The organism is Polynucleobacter sp. es-MAR-4 (genome assembly GCF_018882055.1).
Classification (GTDB): domain Bacteria; phylum Pseudomonadota; class Gammaproteobacteria; order Burkholderiales; family Burkholderiaceae; genus Polynucleobacter.
Genome location: NZ_JACVPF010000001.1, coordinates 381,833 through 396,407, shown reverse-complemented (window position 1 = coordinate 396,407; position 14,575 = coordinate 381,833). Strand labels below are relative to the sequence as shown.

Genomic DNA, 14,575 nt, shown 5'->3' with positions numbered 1-14,575 from the left:
TATGGCAGCAGTTCCAGATCAAATTTTGGGTAGCGCAGGTAAGCAGGATGCGGATCCGGGTGAAACCCAAGAGTGGTTGCAGGCGCTAGACGGCGTCATTCGGAATGAGGGTCCTGAGCGTGCCGCTTATCTTATTGACCAACAAATTTCACACGCGCGAGTCAATGGAGTCAATCAACCATTCCATGCTGAAACTCCCTATATCAATACGATTCCAGTAGAGCAGCAAGCGCGTCTACCTGGCGATCAAAACGTTGAACATCGAATTCGTTCATATACCCGTTGGAATGCTATGGCTATGGTCTTGCGGGCTAATAAAGATACCAACGTTGGTGGCCACATATCTTCGTTTCAATCTGCAGCTACTTTATATGATGTAGGCTTCAACCATTTTTGGCGTGCGCCATCCCCAGAGCATGGTGGTGATCTGATCTTTGTTCAGGGTCACTCAGCTCCAGGTGTCTACGCCCGTGCTTATATGCTTGGTCGCCTGTCCGAGGATCAGTTGAATAATTTCCGTCAAGAAGTTGGCGGCAAAGGAATCTCCAGCTACCCGCATCCATGGTTGATGCCAGATTTCTGGCAATTCCCAACGGTATCTATGGGCCTTGGCCCAATCATGGCTATTTATCAAGCTCGATTCATGCGCTACATGCAAGATCGCGGATTCATTAAGGCTGAAGGACGTAAAGTCTGGGCCTTCCTCGGCGACGGTGAAACTGATGAGCCAGAATCACTTGGCGCTATTGGCATGGCCGGCCGTGAAAAATTAGACAACCTGATTTTTGTAGTGAACTGTAACTTGCAGCGCCTTGATGGTCCTGTGCGCGGTAATGGCAAGATCATTCAGGAGCTCGAGAGTGAGTTCCGCGGTGCTGGTTGGAATGTTATTAAAGTTGTTTGGGGTGGTCATTGGGATGCTTTGTTTGCTCGCGATAAAAAAGGCATCTTGATGCAGCGTCTAGGCGAAATCGTGGATGGCGAGTACCAAACCATGAAAGCTAAGAATGGCGCTTACGTTCGCGAGATCGTATTCAATACCCCTGAATTAAAGTCGCTGGTAAGCGATTGGAGTGATGAAGAAATTTGGCAGCTCAATCGTGGCGGTCATGATCCCCATAAAGTGTTTGCAGCGTTTCATTCGGCGGTAAATCACAAGAATCAACCAACTGTTATTTTGGCCCACACTATTAAGGGTTACGGTATGGGTGGTTCAGGCGAGGCGATGAACATTGCCCACCAAGCCAAGAAAATGAATGCCGATGACGTGCGTCGCTTCCGCGATCGTTTCGAGATCCCAGTAAAAGATGAGCAACTGGATGAAATGCCTTTGGTGAAATTTGCCGATGGAAGCCCAGAGCTGGATTACATGAAAGCCCGTCGCCAAGAGCTGGGTGGTTACTTACCGCAGCGCCGAATGAAGGCTGAGAGTTTGCCTGTTCCTGCGCTGGATGTATTTGCACCATTATTGGAAGCAACTTCAGAGGGTCGTGAAATCTCTACCACCATGGCTTTTGTTCGTATGCTCAATACGATTGTGCGCGACAAAGTTTTGGGTAAGAGGGTAGTTCCGATTGTTCCTGATGAGTCCCGTACATTTGGTATGGAAGGCATGTTCCGCCAGCTCGGCATTTGGAATCAATTGGGTCAGCTCTACACCCCAGAAGATCATGATCAACTGATGTTCTATAAAGAGGATAAGACTGGTCAGATTTTGCAGGAAGGTATTAATGAAGCGGGCGGTATGTGCGATTGGATCGCTGCTGCAACTTCTTACTCTACTCATGGCGTACCGATGTTGCCTTTCTACATCTTCTATTCCATGTTTGGCTTCCAACGTATTGGTGACCTCTGTTGGGCAGCCGGCGATATGCGTAGCCGCGGTTTCTTATTGGGTGGCACTGCCGGTAGAACTACTCTGAACGGTGAAGGTCTGCAGCACGAAGATGGCCATAGTCAAGTGTGGAGTGCGGCTATTCCAAATTGCATCAGCTATGACCCTTCATTCTCATTTGAAGTGGCCGTAGTGATTCAGGATGGTATGCGTCGCATGCTAGCTGAACAGGAAGATGTCTATTACTACATCACTTTGATGAATGAGAACTACGCTCATCCAGCAATGCCAAAGGGTGCGGAACAAGACATCATCAAGGGTATGTATAAGTTGAAGTCGGTTGGCGATGCCAATGCGAAATTACGCGTACAGCTCTTAGGTTCAGGCACGATTTTCCGTGAAGTGATTGAAGCAGCTGAAATCTTGCATAAAGATTGGGGTATTGCTTCTGATCTGTGGGGTTGCCCAAGCTTTACTGAGTTAGGTCGAGATTGGAATGCGGTTCATCGTAATAACTTGCTTAACCCAACTGCGGCGCCAACCCTGTCTCATGTCGAAAAGTGTCTTAAAGATACATCAGGACCGGTGATTGCTGCTACTGACTATGTACGTTTGTTTGCCGAGCAAATTCGTCCAGCAATCCAGCATATGGGTCGTCGTTTTGAAGTATTGGGTACCGATGGTTTTGGTCGTTCTGATACTCGCGAAAAATTACGTGATTTCTTTGAGGTAGATCGTCGCTGGGTCGTGCTGACAGCTTTGCGTTCTCTGGTAGATGCTGGCCAGCTTGATCGTCAGAAGTTAGCAGAAGCGATTAAGAAATATGAAATCGATATCACTAAACCAAACCCAATGACGGTTTGATAAGAGACAGACTATGAGCCAACTAATTGATATTAAAGTCCCGGATATTGGGGATTACAAAGATGTACCTGTCATCGAGGTTTTGGTAAAAGCCGGTGATCGCGTTGAAAAAGAACAATCCATTGTTGTCCTGGAATCAGACAAGGCAACGATGGATGTTCCTTCATCACACTCAGGTGTGGTGAAAGAGGTCAAGGTTAAAGTAGGTGACTCTATCTCTGAGGGTGCGATTGTTTTGGTTCTTGAGGAGAGTGGTGAGGCGGCTGTTCCATCTGCTGCGCAAACTACCGCTGCCCCAGCAGCAGTTAAAACTGACCCCGCTGCAGCCCCAGCTCCAAAAGTAGAGCCGCCAATTGTGCGTGCCCCAGCACCGCCACCTATCAGCAATACTCCGGTAGAGATTGATCCAACAGCAAGTCATGCGAGTCCCTCCGTGCGTAAATTTGCACGTGAGCTTGGTGTTGCAGTTCATCAAGTTAAAGGCTCTGGTCCCAAAGGCAGAATTACTCAGGAAGATGTGCAGGCCTTTGTAAAGGCCGCTATGAGTGGTGGAGCTGGTAGTGGATCGAATGCTTCTGGCGGCAGCTTAGGCGGCCTGAACTTAATTCCTTGGCCAAAAGTAGATTTCTCTAAATTTGGTGAGACGGAACGTCAACCATTAAATCGTATTAAGAAGTTGACTGCTGCCAACCTAGGTCGTAACTGGGTGATGATTCCTGCTGTGACATATCACGAAGATGCAGACATTACTGATCTTGAGGCATTTAGAGTTCTCACAAATAAAGAAAATGAAAAGCAGGGCCTCAAAATTACGATGTTGGCTTTTTTAATGAAGGCTGCTGTTGCTGCGCTTAAGAAATTCCCTGAATTCAATAGCTCTATTGATGGCGACGACTTGGTATTGAAGAAATACTTCAATATTGCTTTTGCTGCTGATACACCAAATGGCTTGGTAGTTCCGGTGATTCGTGATGCAGATAAAAAAGGTATCTTTGAGCTTGCTCGCGAAACTTCAGAGTTAGCTGCATTAGCGCGTGATGGCAAGTTAAAGCCTGAGCAAATGCAGGGCGCTAGTTTTACGATCTCCTCTTTAGGTGGTATTGGCGGTACCTATTTCTCACCCATTGTGAATGCGCCGGAGGTGGCAATCTTGGGTGTAAGCAAGGCTGCGATGAAGCCTGTTTGGGATGGAAAGCAATTTGTCCCACGCTTAATTTGCCCATTGTCTTTAAGTGCCGACCATCGTGTCATTGATGGTGCTTTGGCAACTCGTTTCAATGTCTATATCGCTCAGCTGATGTCCGACTTCCGTCGCGCAGCGCTATAAGGAGAAGATATGGCTAAGCAAATTATTCTCGTACCAGATATTGGCGACTATTCAGATGTGCCAGTGATTGAGGTACTCATCAAGGTAGGCGATGTTATTGAAAAAGAGCAGCCCTTACTCGTTCTGGAATCTGACAAAGCAACCATGGAGGTTCCAGCTGATGCTGCTGGAACTATCCTGAGTATTTCCGTTAAAGCCGGAGATAAAGTCGGCAAGGGTAGTGTAGTTGCTGAAATTGAAACAGGGGCAGCTGCTGCATCTCAAGCATCAGCACCTACGGCAATACCATCTCCAGCGCCAGCCCCAGTGGCGCCGCCGGTAATGAATGCGCCGATTGCCGGCCAATACAGCGGCAAAGTTGATCACGATTGCGAAGTGCTCGTATTAGGCGCTGGTCCTGGAGGCTATAGTGCCGCATTCCGAAGTGCTGATCTCGGTATGAATACTATTTTGGTAGAGCGTTATTCGACATTAGGCGGAGTTTGTTTAAATGTCGGTTGCATTCCATCAAAGGCTTTGCTTCATACAACTTCAGTGATGGATGAGGTGAAGACAATGTCTAAACATGGCATTAGTTATGGCGCTCCAAAAATTGAAATTGATCAACTACGTGGTTACAAAGATTCTGTTATTGCCAAGTTGACAGGTGGATTGGCTGGCATGGCCAAGGCACGTAAAGTGACCGTGGTACGTGGACTGGGTCGTTTCTTAGATGCGAATCATGTTGAAGTTGAGATCACCAAAGGTGATGGCCAAGATCTAGCCGGTCAGAAGGAAGTAGTGCGTTTTCAGAAGGCAATCATTGCAGCCGGAAGTCAACCGGTCAAATTACCATTCTTGCCAGAAGATCCACGTATTGTGGACAGTACCGGGGCTTTATTACTCAAGAGCATTCCAAAGCGCATGTTAGTGATTGGCGGCGGCATTATTGGTCTTGAGATGGCTACCGTTTACAGCACCTTAGGCTCTCGTATTGATATTGCTGAAATGATGGATGGCCTCATGGCCGGGGCAGATCGTGATTTAGAAAAGGTTTGGGAGAAATTTAATGCTGGTCGTTTTGAAAAGATCATGCTTAAGACTCGCGCATCTAAAGCTGAAGTAAGAGCCGATGGCATCCAGGTTAGCTTTGAAGGTGAAAATGCGCCATCAGAGCCGCAGACTTATGACTTGGTATTGGTTGCAGTAGGGCGCACACCCAACGGCAAGAAGATTGATGCATCTGCTGCAGGGGTGATCGTCGATGAGCGTGGCTTTATCCCGGTCGACAATCAAATGCGCACCAATGTGAATAACATCTTTGCTATTGGCGATATCGTTGGTCAACCTATGCTTGCTCATAAGGCAGTGCATGAAGGTCACGTTGCAGCTGAAGTTGCCGCTGGTGAAAAATCTTACTTTGATGCTAAGCAGATTCCATCTGTCGCATACACCGATCCAGAGGTGGCATGGGCTGGCTTAACGGAAGAGCAGTGCAAGGCCAAAGGAATCGCCTATGAAAAGGGATTATTTCCTTGGGCTGCCAGCGGCAGGGCGATTGCTAACGGTCGTGACGAAGGCTTCACTAAACTTATTTTCGATGCCACAACAAAGCGCATTATTGGCGGCGGTATTGTAGGCACTCATGCTGGCGATTTAATTGGTGAAGTGTGTCTTGCGATTGAGATGGGTGCTGATGCCGTAGATATTGGTAAAACAATTCATCCACATCCAACCTTGGGTGAGTCAGTTGGCTTAGCTGCTGAGGCTGCCCATGGTCACTGTACTGATTTACCGCCGGTCAAAAAGAAGGCGCACTAAAAAGTAGCCTGTGAAATTGCTTGATAAGAAAAAGCCCCGAGAGATCGGGGCTTTTTATTTCTACTGTTACAAAAAAATAATAGACTGTCGAAAAGAGTTTACTTTTTCTTGCCAGTTTTACTTGCAGGCTTACTGCTTGATTTGATTGTTTTCTCAACTGAGCTAGTAGCGTTGTTCAAATTAGATTGAGCCACTTCAACAGCATGTTTGACCGCCTTTTGGCTAGTTTCAAACACGTTGGTTGCAGAAGCAATTGCCTGTTTCATTGCATTCACTGCAGCATCTGATCCAGCTGGAGCATTCTTTGTCCAATCCTCTACTAAGGAATTAATCTTCTTTTGTCCCGCCTGAAATTCTTTTTCAGCGGATTTGGTGAAGCTAGCTTGAGTTTCATGGGCCAACTCATAGAGATGACGGCTGTAAGCCATGATTTTTTCTGCCATTGGCTGAACAGCTTCAGCTTGATGGGCGAGTAGTTGCTGAATGTCTTTTACTTCTAAGGCTTTTTTTGCGCTGCTCATGCTTTCACCCAGGCTTTGCTTAGCGATATGCATGTTGAGTTCTACTAACTTCTCAATACTTTGCAGCGCCTGATTGGTTAGTCCACTCAGAGTTTCTAAATTGGCCTTTTGCGCTGCTGCAATTTGTTCTGGCGTTAAGTTCATTTCAATCCCTTTCTGATGGACCCGATGTCATTGCTCACTATGAGCTTTATCTTGTCGATGTCAATTTATTTAGGATCGATTTTACAGTATTTATGGTGCGGTGCAACATAAATACTGTTCATCTTCCCAATGGGGTGGAGCGGAATAAAAAAGGCCTAAAATCAAGAAGTAACAAAAAACTCCATATTTTCAATAAGTTATCCATGAGATTGAAGCTAGACAGCCTAATTGCACCGCTATTTGTATTGATCTGGAGTACGGGCTTTGTCATTGCACGTCTAGCCATGCCTTATGTCGAGCCTGCCACATTCTTGTTTTGGCGTTTTGCGGGGGTCTTGATGGCCATGGCATGTCTGAGTCTCATCTGGAAGATCAGCTGGCCAAGCTGGGCTCAAATGAAGCATATTGCTGTAGCGGGGATATTGCTCCAGTTTGGTTACTTACTGGGAGTTTGGTTTGCTGTTCGACTGGGAATGACTGCTGGCTTGGTCGCGATTATTGTAGGCCTGCAGCCAATTTTGACCGCCTGGTTTGCAGCATGGGTTTCTGAAAAGGTAACTGGTCGCCAATGGATTGGCTTGGGCTTTGGTTTTGCTGGTGTGGCATTGGTGGTGGCAGAGAAAATCGGCTTCGCACACATTCCGCTATTTAGCTATGTACTGGCTTTTGCAGCATTACTCTCCATTACATTTGGAACGCTCTATCAGAAGAAATTCTGCCCAGTGTTCGATCTTCGTGCAGGATCATCAATTCAGTTCGGTGTCTCCGCTGTCCTTTGTTTTATTTGCATGTATTACTTTGAGTCTGGAGTCATGGTGTGGAATGCCTCTGTTATCGGCGCCTTACTCTGGGCAATTTTTCCACTCTCGATTGGATCAATCAGCTTGCTCTTTATGATGATTCGTAAAGGGGCTGCAACTAAAGTAACGAGCCTTTTGTACCTAACCCCGCCAACTACTGCAGTGATGGCGTGGTTTTTATTTGATGAGCCTTTTACCTTGATGATGGCAGGGGGCTTATTACTAACAATGACTGGTGTGATACTGGTCAATCGGGGTCAGACAAGGGTTGTTGCTACGATTGCTGAATAAGGCATCACTATCGCTAGCTTGCTTGTGCGGACAATAATTGGCGCATAAGATCAAAAGTTATTTATCATTCGGTATGTTTACAGTTTTGGAAGGTATTTGGGGATGCATTTGAATCGATTTTGGCTTATTGTGCTAGTTGGCCTCATGTCAGTTGGCGTAGCCACTTCTGCTCAAGCAAGTTCAAGCAATAAAGACCCCAAAACTACGAAGTCATCTAAATCTTCGACTAAGACTGCTGCCAAGGTAGAGGTAAAGAAGGCGGCTAAATCTCCCAAGAAATCTAAAGCAGTGCGAACCACAGTCACCCGCACAAGCGAGCCTGTTGTAGCAGCAAGACCTTCATTCGCTACTGCGTTGGGATTGCGCGGCCAGCATGACGACCTTAGTTTGAAATCTAGCGTAGCCATGGTTGTGAATCAAGATACCAAAGAAGTATATTTTGAGAAAAACTCTTCAGTCAGTTTGCCGATTGCATCCATCACCAAGCTCATGACGGCGATGGTGGTGCTTGACTCTAAATTACCTCTTGATGAAACGATTGTTATTAATCCTGAAGACGTCAATATTTATAGGACCTCTCGCCTTGCAGGTGGAACGGTCTTAACGAGAGAAGAGGCTTTGTTATTGGCCTTAATGTCCTCAGAGAATCGTGCGGCGTATACCCTTGGACGAAATTATCCTGGCGGCATTCCAGCCTTTATCGATGCCATGAATCGCAAGGCAAAAGAGATTGGTATGACGCATTCTCACTTCGCTGACCCCACTGGTTTAAAGAGTGAAAATGTGGCTTCAGCTGAAGATCTTGCTCGCATGCTAAGTGCTGCTTATCAGTACAAAATGATTCGTGAATTTTCGACTTGGCCAGATTTAACGATGGTGATTGCAAAACGCCCTCAGAAATTTCTCAATACCAATCGCTTAGTCCGCGCCGGTGATATGAATATCGGCCTACAAAAAACAGGCTTTATCAATGCGGCTGGTAAGTGTTTGGTTATGCAGGCTAGAGTAAACAACACGCCTTTGTTGTTGGTTTTTCTTGACTCGGTAGGCACGCAATCGCGTTTCGCTGATGCGGTTAGGGTGCGAGATTGGTATGAGCGCATGCCCTCAGGCGAGCCTCATGCAATTCGTCGCTTAATGTAATTGCGGCTTCAGCCGCTAGGAATTATTTTCGCTAGCTTTGGGTTTGTAGCCCATTCCCTTGGAAATCTGTATGGCGGTATCTTGTAAGAGCTTCAACCAATCCGCTTGAATGCGGTCGGTTGGAGAGCTTAGTGAAAGTCCTGCAACTAGCTTTCCGCTGTCATCAAAAATCTCTGCAGCAACACAACTTACCCCTAGTTCTAATTCTTCATTGTCACGCGCGTGACCTAATTTGCGTACCTGACTGAGTTCTGAATCTAGTTTCCCTAGATCCGTAATACTATTTCTAGTGTGTCCAGCCAAACCAGTACGTGTGACATAAGCACGGACCTGACTGGGATCATCACTTGCTAAAAAAAGCTTACCCACTGATGTGAGGTGTAGGGGTGCACGTCCACCAATAGCACGAACCACTTGCATACCAGAGCGCTCGCTATAAGCCCGATCAATGTAGACAATCTCGTCACCTTGCCTAACGGATAAGTTGATTGTTTCACCTGTTAACTTATGTAGAGCGCGCATTGGTGCTTGGGCAGCCTCGCGCACTGATAGGCGAGCCTTGACTAAATTTCCAAGCTCAAGGAGCTTGAGGCCTAGTCTATAGGTGCCACCATCGCCACGTTCAACTAAGCGGCAGGCAACTAAATCATTGAGAATGCGGTGGGCTGTAGAGGGGTGTAAATCTGTCTCTTCAGCAAGATTTTTAAGGCTGGCAGACTCTTCGTGAGTGGCCAATGCGTCAAGTAAGTTCATCATGCGCTCAACCACCTGGATGGCGGTTTTGCCAGCCTCACCAGGTACTTTTGCCACTTTTTCAGGTTTACTTGTGCTCATGAGGTCAATTGTAGCGATTTTTGCCGAAATTGCACAATATGAAATACAGCTTCAATGCCAAAAGGTGCTGCTGAGGTCTAGTTAGCTAGCCTTTAGCGCACTCGCACACTCAGCGATCAATTTTGGGCCACGATAAATTAGACCGCTATACAGCTGGACAAGGCTTGCCCCAGCAGCGACTTTCTCCTGAGCGTCCAAGCCGGAAAGAATGCCGCCTACGCCAATAATCGGAATTGTGTCGCCTAAAAACTGTTTAAGACTCTTCACTACTTCAGTGGAAGTCATGCGAACAGGAGCGCCAGATAAGCCACCGGCTTCTTGTCCAAACTCGAGCCCTTGAACGGCGTCGCGAGCAATCGTTGTATTGGTTGCGATGATTGCATCAATCTTAAATTCAAGTAAGAGATCTGCAATGAGTTTGATATCGTTTTGATCCAGGTCGGGCGCTATTTTTAAAAAGAGGGGCTTACGAACACCGTACCGATCACTGAGTGCTTCACGGGCTAAATGTAGAGAGCCAAGCAAAGATCGCAGCATATCTTCGCCTTGAAGAGCGCGCAAATTCTGGGTATTCGGGGAGGAGATGTTTACGGTGATATATGAGGCCACCTCGTATACCGCTTCCATAGCCGCAACGTAGTCGCTAGCAGCATTTTCGATTGGGGTGCTCGCGTTCTTACCGATATTTAAACCAACAACGCCACCATTTTGCCAATAAGCGGAATTTCGAACGCGCTTGACGCATGCGTCGACGCCGTCGTTATTAAATCCCATGCGATTGATGATGGCCTGTGCTTGAGGTAAACGAAACATGCGGGGTTTTGGATTGCCGGGTTGAGGTTTCGGGGTGACAGTACCAATTTCTAAGAAACCAAAACCAAGCGCGCCTAGTGCATCAATATGTCGGCCATCTTTATCAAGGCCTGCAGCAAGACCAACAGGGTTTGGGAAAGTGATGCCGCATAAGTGTCGTGGATCAGCGGCTGGCTGCTCAACTAGGTGGCGTAATAAACCCCAGCGCTCAGCGCGATCTAGATTGCTCAGGGTGAGATTATGGGCTTGTTCTGGGTCTAAGGAAAACAACCAGGGGCGCAGAAGAGGGTAACTATCAATCATGGGTAGATATTATGGCCCAACGATGGGCTGCCAATGATCATCTATTAATCCTTCAATGGGCTGAAACTTGGCTTTATAGGCCATTTTTTCACTATCCTGAATGTAGTAGCCAAGATAGAGGAAGGGAAGATCCAGTTCCAGGGCCTGCTGAATTTGCCAGAGGATGCTAAAGCTACCGTAGCTTGCGGAGGCATTACTGGTATCAAAGAAGGTGTAAACAGAGGAGATGCCTTGTTCTAGGATGTCAATCATGCTCACCATCCGCAAGCGCCCAGGGTGAGTGTCATGCGGACCATCACGAAATTCAACGATTCTAGAGTTCACTCGACTTTGCAATAGAAACTGCATGTATTGGTCTTGGCCATCTTGATCCTTATCTCCACCAGCATGGCGCTCATTTTGGTAGTGTTGGTAAAGTTCGAAGTGTTCTTCTTGATAGCCAAGATTTAGTACGCGAGCTTCTAGGCCAGCATGTTTTTTCCAGGACCGTTTCTGACTACGATTTGGTGCAAAGTCTTTTACGGGAATGCGGGTAGCAGTACAGGCATTACATTCATTGCAATAAGGTCTATACGTATATAAACCGCTGCGACGAAAGCCTGCGTTGACTAATTCACCATATAGATCTGCATGAATGAGGTGTGAGGGCGTTGCTACCTGAGAGCGTGCGGTTCGGCCTGGTAAATAGCTGCAAGGATAAGGCGCTGTTGCGTAGAACTGAAGCTCAGTTATAGGAAGTTCTTTAAGTTGGGTCATAACCAGTGACGCAGAATTGCTTTATCAAATTTCCAAGGAATCTCTATATTAGTTTGCTTCAGCACAATTTGCAGACGTGCTAAAAATTCATCACGAGCAATTGGCGCCGCCCCCAAAGAATCCAGGTGTGCGGTCTCTTGTTGGCAGTCGATCATCTCTACTTGATGTTCATTGCACCAGGCAGCCAGTGCAGCTAAGGCAATCTTGGATGCATCGGATTGGTGGCTAAACATGGATTCTCCAAAAACCATCCCACCAAAAGCTACGCAGTAGAGGCCACCCACCAGGCGACCATTGTCGATTATTGCAATGCTGTGAGCATGACCTTGTTCATGTAGTTGTGTGTAAGCATCTACGATTTCATGCGTGATCCAAGTACCGTCCTGATCTTTCCGTCTAGCCGTTGCGCATGAGCGAACCACCGCTCCAAAATCAGCATCAACGCAGATGTATTTTTGTGGATCTGTTACAAATTGACGAATCGTTTTCTTGAGTGAGTCATGGCATTTAAAGTGAGTAGGCTTCAACACCATTCGGGGGTTGGGTGACCACCAAAGCACCGGTTGATTATCTGAGTACCATGGAAATATTCCCATCTGGTAGGCTCGTGCAAGTTGCCCTGGATAAATCCGTTCACTCACTGCAATTAAGCCCGGCACACTCGGATCAGGGTCTGGAGAATCTATTGGATTGGGAAATTCATCCTGTGAGCCAAGCCAGTTGATATTGCTCATGAACTTTTGACGACTAAATTTTTTCTGTGGGCAGAATATCTCTACTGCGGACACCAAACTCATGGCCAGAATCAAATATGCCTGCAGCGCGATCGGCAAAGAACCACTCTAGAGTTTGTTTAACCGTTGGAAAAGCTATCTCTTTCCATGGAATATCTTGCTCATTAAATAGTGCAACCTCTAGACTTTCTTCTCCAGCATGAAAGTCTGGTGAAGTCATCGTGGCAAGATAGAAAAGATGCACTTGCTCTGCATGAGGAACATTGAGTAGCGAATACAGTGGGCCAATTTGAACAATGGCACCCGCTTCCTCTTGAGTTTCACGAGCTGCTCCAGTACTGGTGCTCTCTCCAAGCTCCATAAATCCAGCCGGCAGAGTCCAATAACCATGTCTTGGTTCTATGGCGCGACGACACAATAAGACTTGGTCGCCAAAGACGGGAATACTGCCAACTACATTCCGTGGATTGAAATAATGAATAACTCCACAGGAGTCGCATACGTGGCGTTCCCGCGAATCATCCGCAGGAATCTTGATGCTAATAGGTGCAGCGCACTGCGAGCAAAACTTCATGCGGGCTTTCTAAAAATGGGCAGGGATGATGCCACGTAATGCATTGCTAAGCATAATCTCTTTCGCATTTTGAACATCATCAATAGTAATGTTAGTCTCATGGGCATTCCATTGCGGATCATTCAAGATAATAGATCGCATAACTCCCGGTAGCAGGCCGGCGGAAACGGGTGGCGTAAGCCAGCGATCCCCAGATTTAATAAAAATACTACTTCTTCCGCCCTCGGTAACATAGCCTTGCTCATTAATAAATAGGGCATCAAAACCACCGCGATCTTCTGCAAGTCTCCATGCCTGATCGTAGAGGTGTCGACTACTGACTTTATGTCTTAGTAATACATTTCCGGAGTAAAGAGTTGCCTTACTCGGATGCGGAAGAATGTCACTTGCCCAAAAAATCTGTACTGATGCAGGCAATGGATTAATTGGTGATGTTTGGTAGCTGGGATTACCTGAATGATCTACATCCAATCGCAAGCGGTAGTCGATATCGCTAGAGACATTTTCGCAAGCATTTTCAATAGCCTTGCTTATATCAATCATAGAGTGGGGGATGCCCAGTGCTAGAGCTGATTCGCCAATACGAGTTAAGTGGAGCTGTAGGTTTTGAGCTTTACCGTGCCGAACTAAAATCGTTTCAAATAATCCTACCTCGCTAGGCATCTTACTTAAGAAGGCCGCCTTGATTTCACATTCTTCCCACTCTTGACTGGCCTCAGAATCAATCGTAATTCCAGCACCGATTCCTAGTGTAAATGGGGTGGCATGGGTCTTCATGTTGCGATCAATTTCCAGGGTACGAATGGGAACACTAAACGCAAAATCTCCATTGGGATCCAACCATCCCAGCGCACCACAATAGTAGCCACGCTCTTGGGACTCTAATTCTTGGATGATCTCCATGCTGCGCTTCTTTGGGGCGCCAGTTACCGACCCGCAGGGAAAGACGGCATTAAGTACATCACGCAGGTCAATCCCAGGCCTGATCTTGGCCTGCACTGTGGATGTCATTTGCAGCACATCGCCATATTGAGCAACCTCAAAAAGTTGAGGGACTGTCACAGTTCCTGGTAATGCGAGTCGACTGAGATCGTTGCGCAATAAATCAACAATCATGACATTCTCAGCTTGATTCTTGGCATCTGCTGATAAGTGTTCTGCTGAATCAATTAATGCACTAGCAGTACCTTTCATCGGCATCGCTTTCAAAGTGCCGCCTTGTTTCTGAATAAATAATTCAGGTGATTGCGACAAGATACAACTTGAGTCTTCAGAAATGTATGCCCCAAATCGCCCTGGTTGTCTACTTCTTAATCTTGCGTAGAGTGAAAGTGGGTCGCCGTAGCTTTCGCCCGTAATCCTAAAGGTGTGATTAATTTGATATGTGTCGCCACTCCGAATGTACTCTTGGATGGTGTCAATATCAGAGGTGAACTGCTGTTTATTAATGGAAAGATGAAGGTTTGCAACTCCCGCAACTTTCGAATCAGAGTTTAGAGTGTTAATGCGATTCTGAATAAGAGCATCTACATCTTCTTTGCTTAGGCTCTCATACGATTTGAAAGACCAAGCCTGTATTAATGGATGAGATTTACTTTCAGGGCGTACATGCCGTTTAATTCGATGAATGTAGAGACCTAATTCATAAGCAAATGTAGCGACAACATATTCTCCGTTGGCGAGGGCCTCATTGATGCTGTGAAGGCATTGATCTACTTGAGCAATAGTCTCCAAATCGCTAGGCTGCGGGTAGGCGGCCCAACTCTGAAGCACTTTCTCATAGAGGCGGCTGCTGGGCTTAGCCTGAGTGCTTTGAGCATCATCTAACAAGATCATG

At 46.7% G+C, this 14,575-nt stretch carries 12 protein-coding genes; 5 read left to right on the top strand and 7 right to left on the bottom strand.

Annotated elements, in window-relative coordinates; all coding sequences use genetic code 11:
* Window position 1 precedes the first annotated feature (1 nt).
* From aceE to lpdA, 3 genes are read left to right on the top strand one after another with little or no spacing between them, the layout of a single operon-like run.
* The gene (gene aceE / locus ICN16_RS01985; RefSeq protein ID WP_216133367.1) at window positions 2-2,698 is read left to right on the top strand and encodes a pyruvate dehydrogenase (acetyl-transferring), homodimeric type; all 2,697 of its coding nucleotides are present in this window, start codon (window positions 2-4) and stop codon (window positions 2,696-2,698) included.
* A 13-nt stretch (window positions 2,699-2,711) separates the two neighbouring features.
* Window positions 2,712-4,025 carry a dihydrolipoyllysine-residue acetyltransferase gene (aceF, locus tag ICN16_RS01980; protein WP_216133365.1) on the top strand — a complete coding sequence of 438 codons (1,314 nt, stop codon included), beginning with the start codon at window positions 2,712-2,714 and terminating at the stop codon, window positions 4,023-4,025.
* A 9-nt stretch (window positions 4,026-4,034) separates the two neighbouring features.
* Complete coding sequence (lpdA, locus tag ICN16_RS01975; RefSeq protein WP_216133363.1) at window positions 4,035-5,825, top strand: dihydrolipoyl dehydrogenase; 1,791 nt, start codon at window positions 4,035-4,037, stop codon at window positions 5,823-5,825.
* A gap of 98 nt (window positions 5,826-5,923) precedes the next feature.
* On the opposite strand, the gene phaP is transcribed toward lpdA, so the two are convergent.
* A complete protein-coding gene (gene phaP / locus ICN16_RS01970) occupies window positions 5,924-6,490 on the bottom strand; it encodes a phasin family protein (RefSeq protein ID WP_216133360.1) in 567 nt (188 codons plus the stop codon).
* 203 nt (window positions 6,491-6,693) lie between these two features.
* On the opposite strand from phaP, the gene ICN16_RS01965 reads away from it, so the two are divergent.
* Both ICN16_RS01965 and ICN16_RS01960 read left to right on the top strand, forming a co-directional pair.
* Window positions 6,694-7,581: a DMT family transporter gene (locus ICN16_RS01965; RefSeq protein ID WP_216133359.1), complete on the top strand. Its 888-nt coding sequence runs from the start codon at window positions 6,694-6,696 to the stop codon at window positions 7,579-7,581.
* Between the two features lie 102 nt (window positions 7,582-7,683).
* On the top strand, window positions 7,684-8,724 hold the full coding sequence (locus ICN16_RS01960) for a serine hydrolase (protein ID WP_216133358.1): 1,041 nt from the start codon (window positions 7,684-7,686) through the stop codon (window positions 8,722-8,724).
* A gap of 15 nt (window positions 8,725-8,739) precedes the next feature.
* Here ICN16_RS01960 and ICN16_RS01955 read toward each other — a convergent pair whose 3' ends face one another.
* The 6 genes from ICN16_RS01955 to ICN16_RS01930 form a co-directional block, all read right to left on the bottom strand.
* Complete coding sequence (locus ICN16_RS01955) at window positions 8,740-9,558, bottom strand: IclR family transcriptional regulator (RefSeq protein ID WP_216861859.1); 819 nt, start codon at window positions 9,556-9,558, stop codon at window positions 8,740-8,742.
* A gap of 81 nt (window positions 9,559-9,639) precedes the next feature.
* Window positions 9,640-10,674 (bottom strand): quinone-dependent dihydroorotate dehydrogenase, encoded by a 1,035-nt coding sequence (locus tag ICN16_RS01950; RefSeq protein ID WP_216133357.1) that lies wholly within the window; start codon window positions 10,672-10,674, stop codon window positions 9,640-9,642.
* Window positions 10,675-10,683: 9 nt separating this feature from the next.
* On the bottom strand, window positions 10,684-11,430 hold the full coding sequence (locus tag ICN16_RS01945) for an arginyltransferase (protein ID WP_216133356.1): 747 nt from the start codon (window positions 11,428-11,430) through the stop codon (window positions 10,684-10,686).
* Window positions 11,427-12,164 (bottom strand): leucyl/phenylalanyl-tRNA--protein transferase, encoded by a 738-nt coding sequence (gene aat, locus ICN16_RS01940; protein WP_216135589.1) that lies wholly within the window; start codon window positions 12,162-12,164, stop codon window positions 11,427-11,429. Before aat ends, ICN16_RS01945 begins: the two co-directional genes overlap by 4 nt.
* Window positions 12,165-12,177: 13 nt before the next feature.
* Complete coding sequence (locus ICN16_RS01935; RefSeq protein WP_216133355.1) at window positions 12,178-12,738, bottom strand: NUDIX hydrolase; 561 nt, start codon at window positions 12,736-12,738, stop codon at window positions 12,178-12,180.
* Window positions 12,739-12,747: 9 nt separating this feature from the next.
* A complete protein-coding gene (locus ICN16_RS01930) occupies window positions 12,748-14,574 on the bottom strand; it encodes a bifunctional chorismate-binding protein/class IV aminotransferase (RefSeq protein ID WP_216133354.1) in 1,827 nt (608 codons plus the stop codon).
* Window position 14,575: the final 1 nt, after the last annotated feature.

Bases quoted from the DNA above. Each gene is read 5' to 3' on its own strand.
- aceE (WP_216133367.1), top strand. From the start codon at position 2: ATGGCAGCAGTTCCAGATCAAATTTTGGGTAGCGCAGGTAAGCAGGAT.
- aceF (WP_216133365.1), top strand. From the start codon at position 2,712: ATGAGCCAACTAATTGATATTAAAGTCCCGGATATTGGGGATTACAAA.
- lpdA (WP_216133363.1), top strand. From the start codon at position 4,035: ATGGCTAAGCAAATTATTCTCGTACCAGATATTGGCGACTATTCAGAT.
- phaP (WP_216133360.1), bottom strand. From the start codon at position 6,490: ATGAACTTAACGCCAGAACAAATTGCAGCAGCGCAAAAGGCCAATTTA.
- ICN16_RS01965 (WP_216133359.1), top strand. From the start codon at position 6,694: ATGAGATTGAAGCTAGACAGCCTAATTGCACCGCTATTTGTATTGATC.
- ICN16_RS01960 (WP_216133358.1), top strand. From the start codon at position 7,684: ATGCATTTGAATCGATTTTGGCTTATTGTGCTAGTTGGCCTCATGTCA.
- ICN16_RS01955 (WP_216861859.1), bottom strand. From the start codon at position 9,558: ATGAGCACAAGTAAACCTGAAAAAGTGGCAAAAGTACCTGGTGAGGCT.
- ICN16_RS01950 (WP_216133357.1), bottom strand. From the start codon at position 10,674: ATGATTGATAGTTACCCTCTTCTGCGCCCCTGGTTGTTTTCCTTAGAC.
- ICN16_RS01945 (WP_216133356.1), bottom strand. From the start codon at position 11,430: ATGACCCAACTTAAAGAACTTCCTATAACTGAGCTTCAGTTCTACGCA.
- aat (WP_216135589.1), bottom strand. From the start codon at position 12,164: ATGAGCAATATCAACTGGCTTGGCTCACAGGATGAATTTCCCAATCCA.
- ICN16_RS01935 (WP_216133355.1), bottom strand. From the start codon at position 12,738: ATGAAGTTTTGCTCGCAGTGCGCTGCACCTATTAGCATCAAGATTCCT.
- ICN16_RS01930 (WP_216133354.1), bottom strand. From the start codon at position 14,574: ATGATCTTGTTAGATGATGCTCAAAGCACTCAGGCTAAGCCCAGCAGC.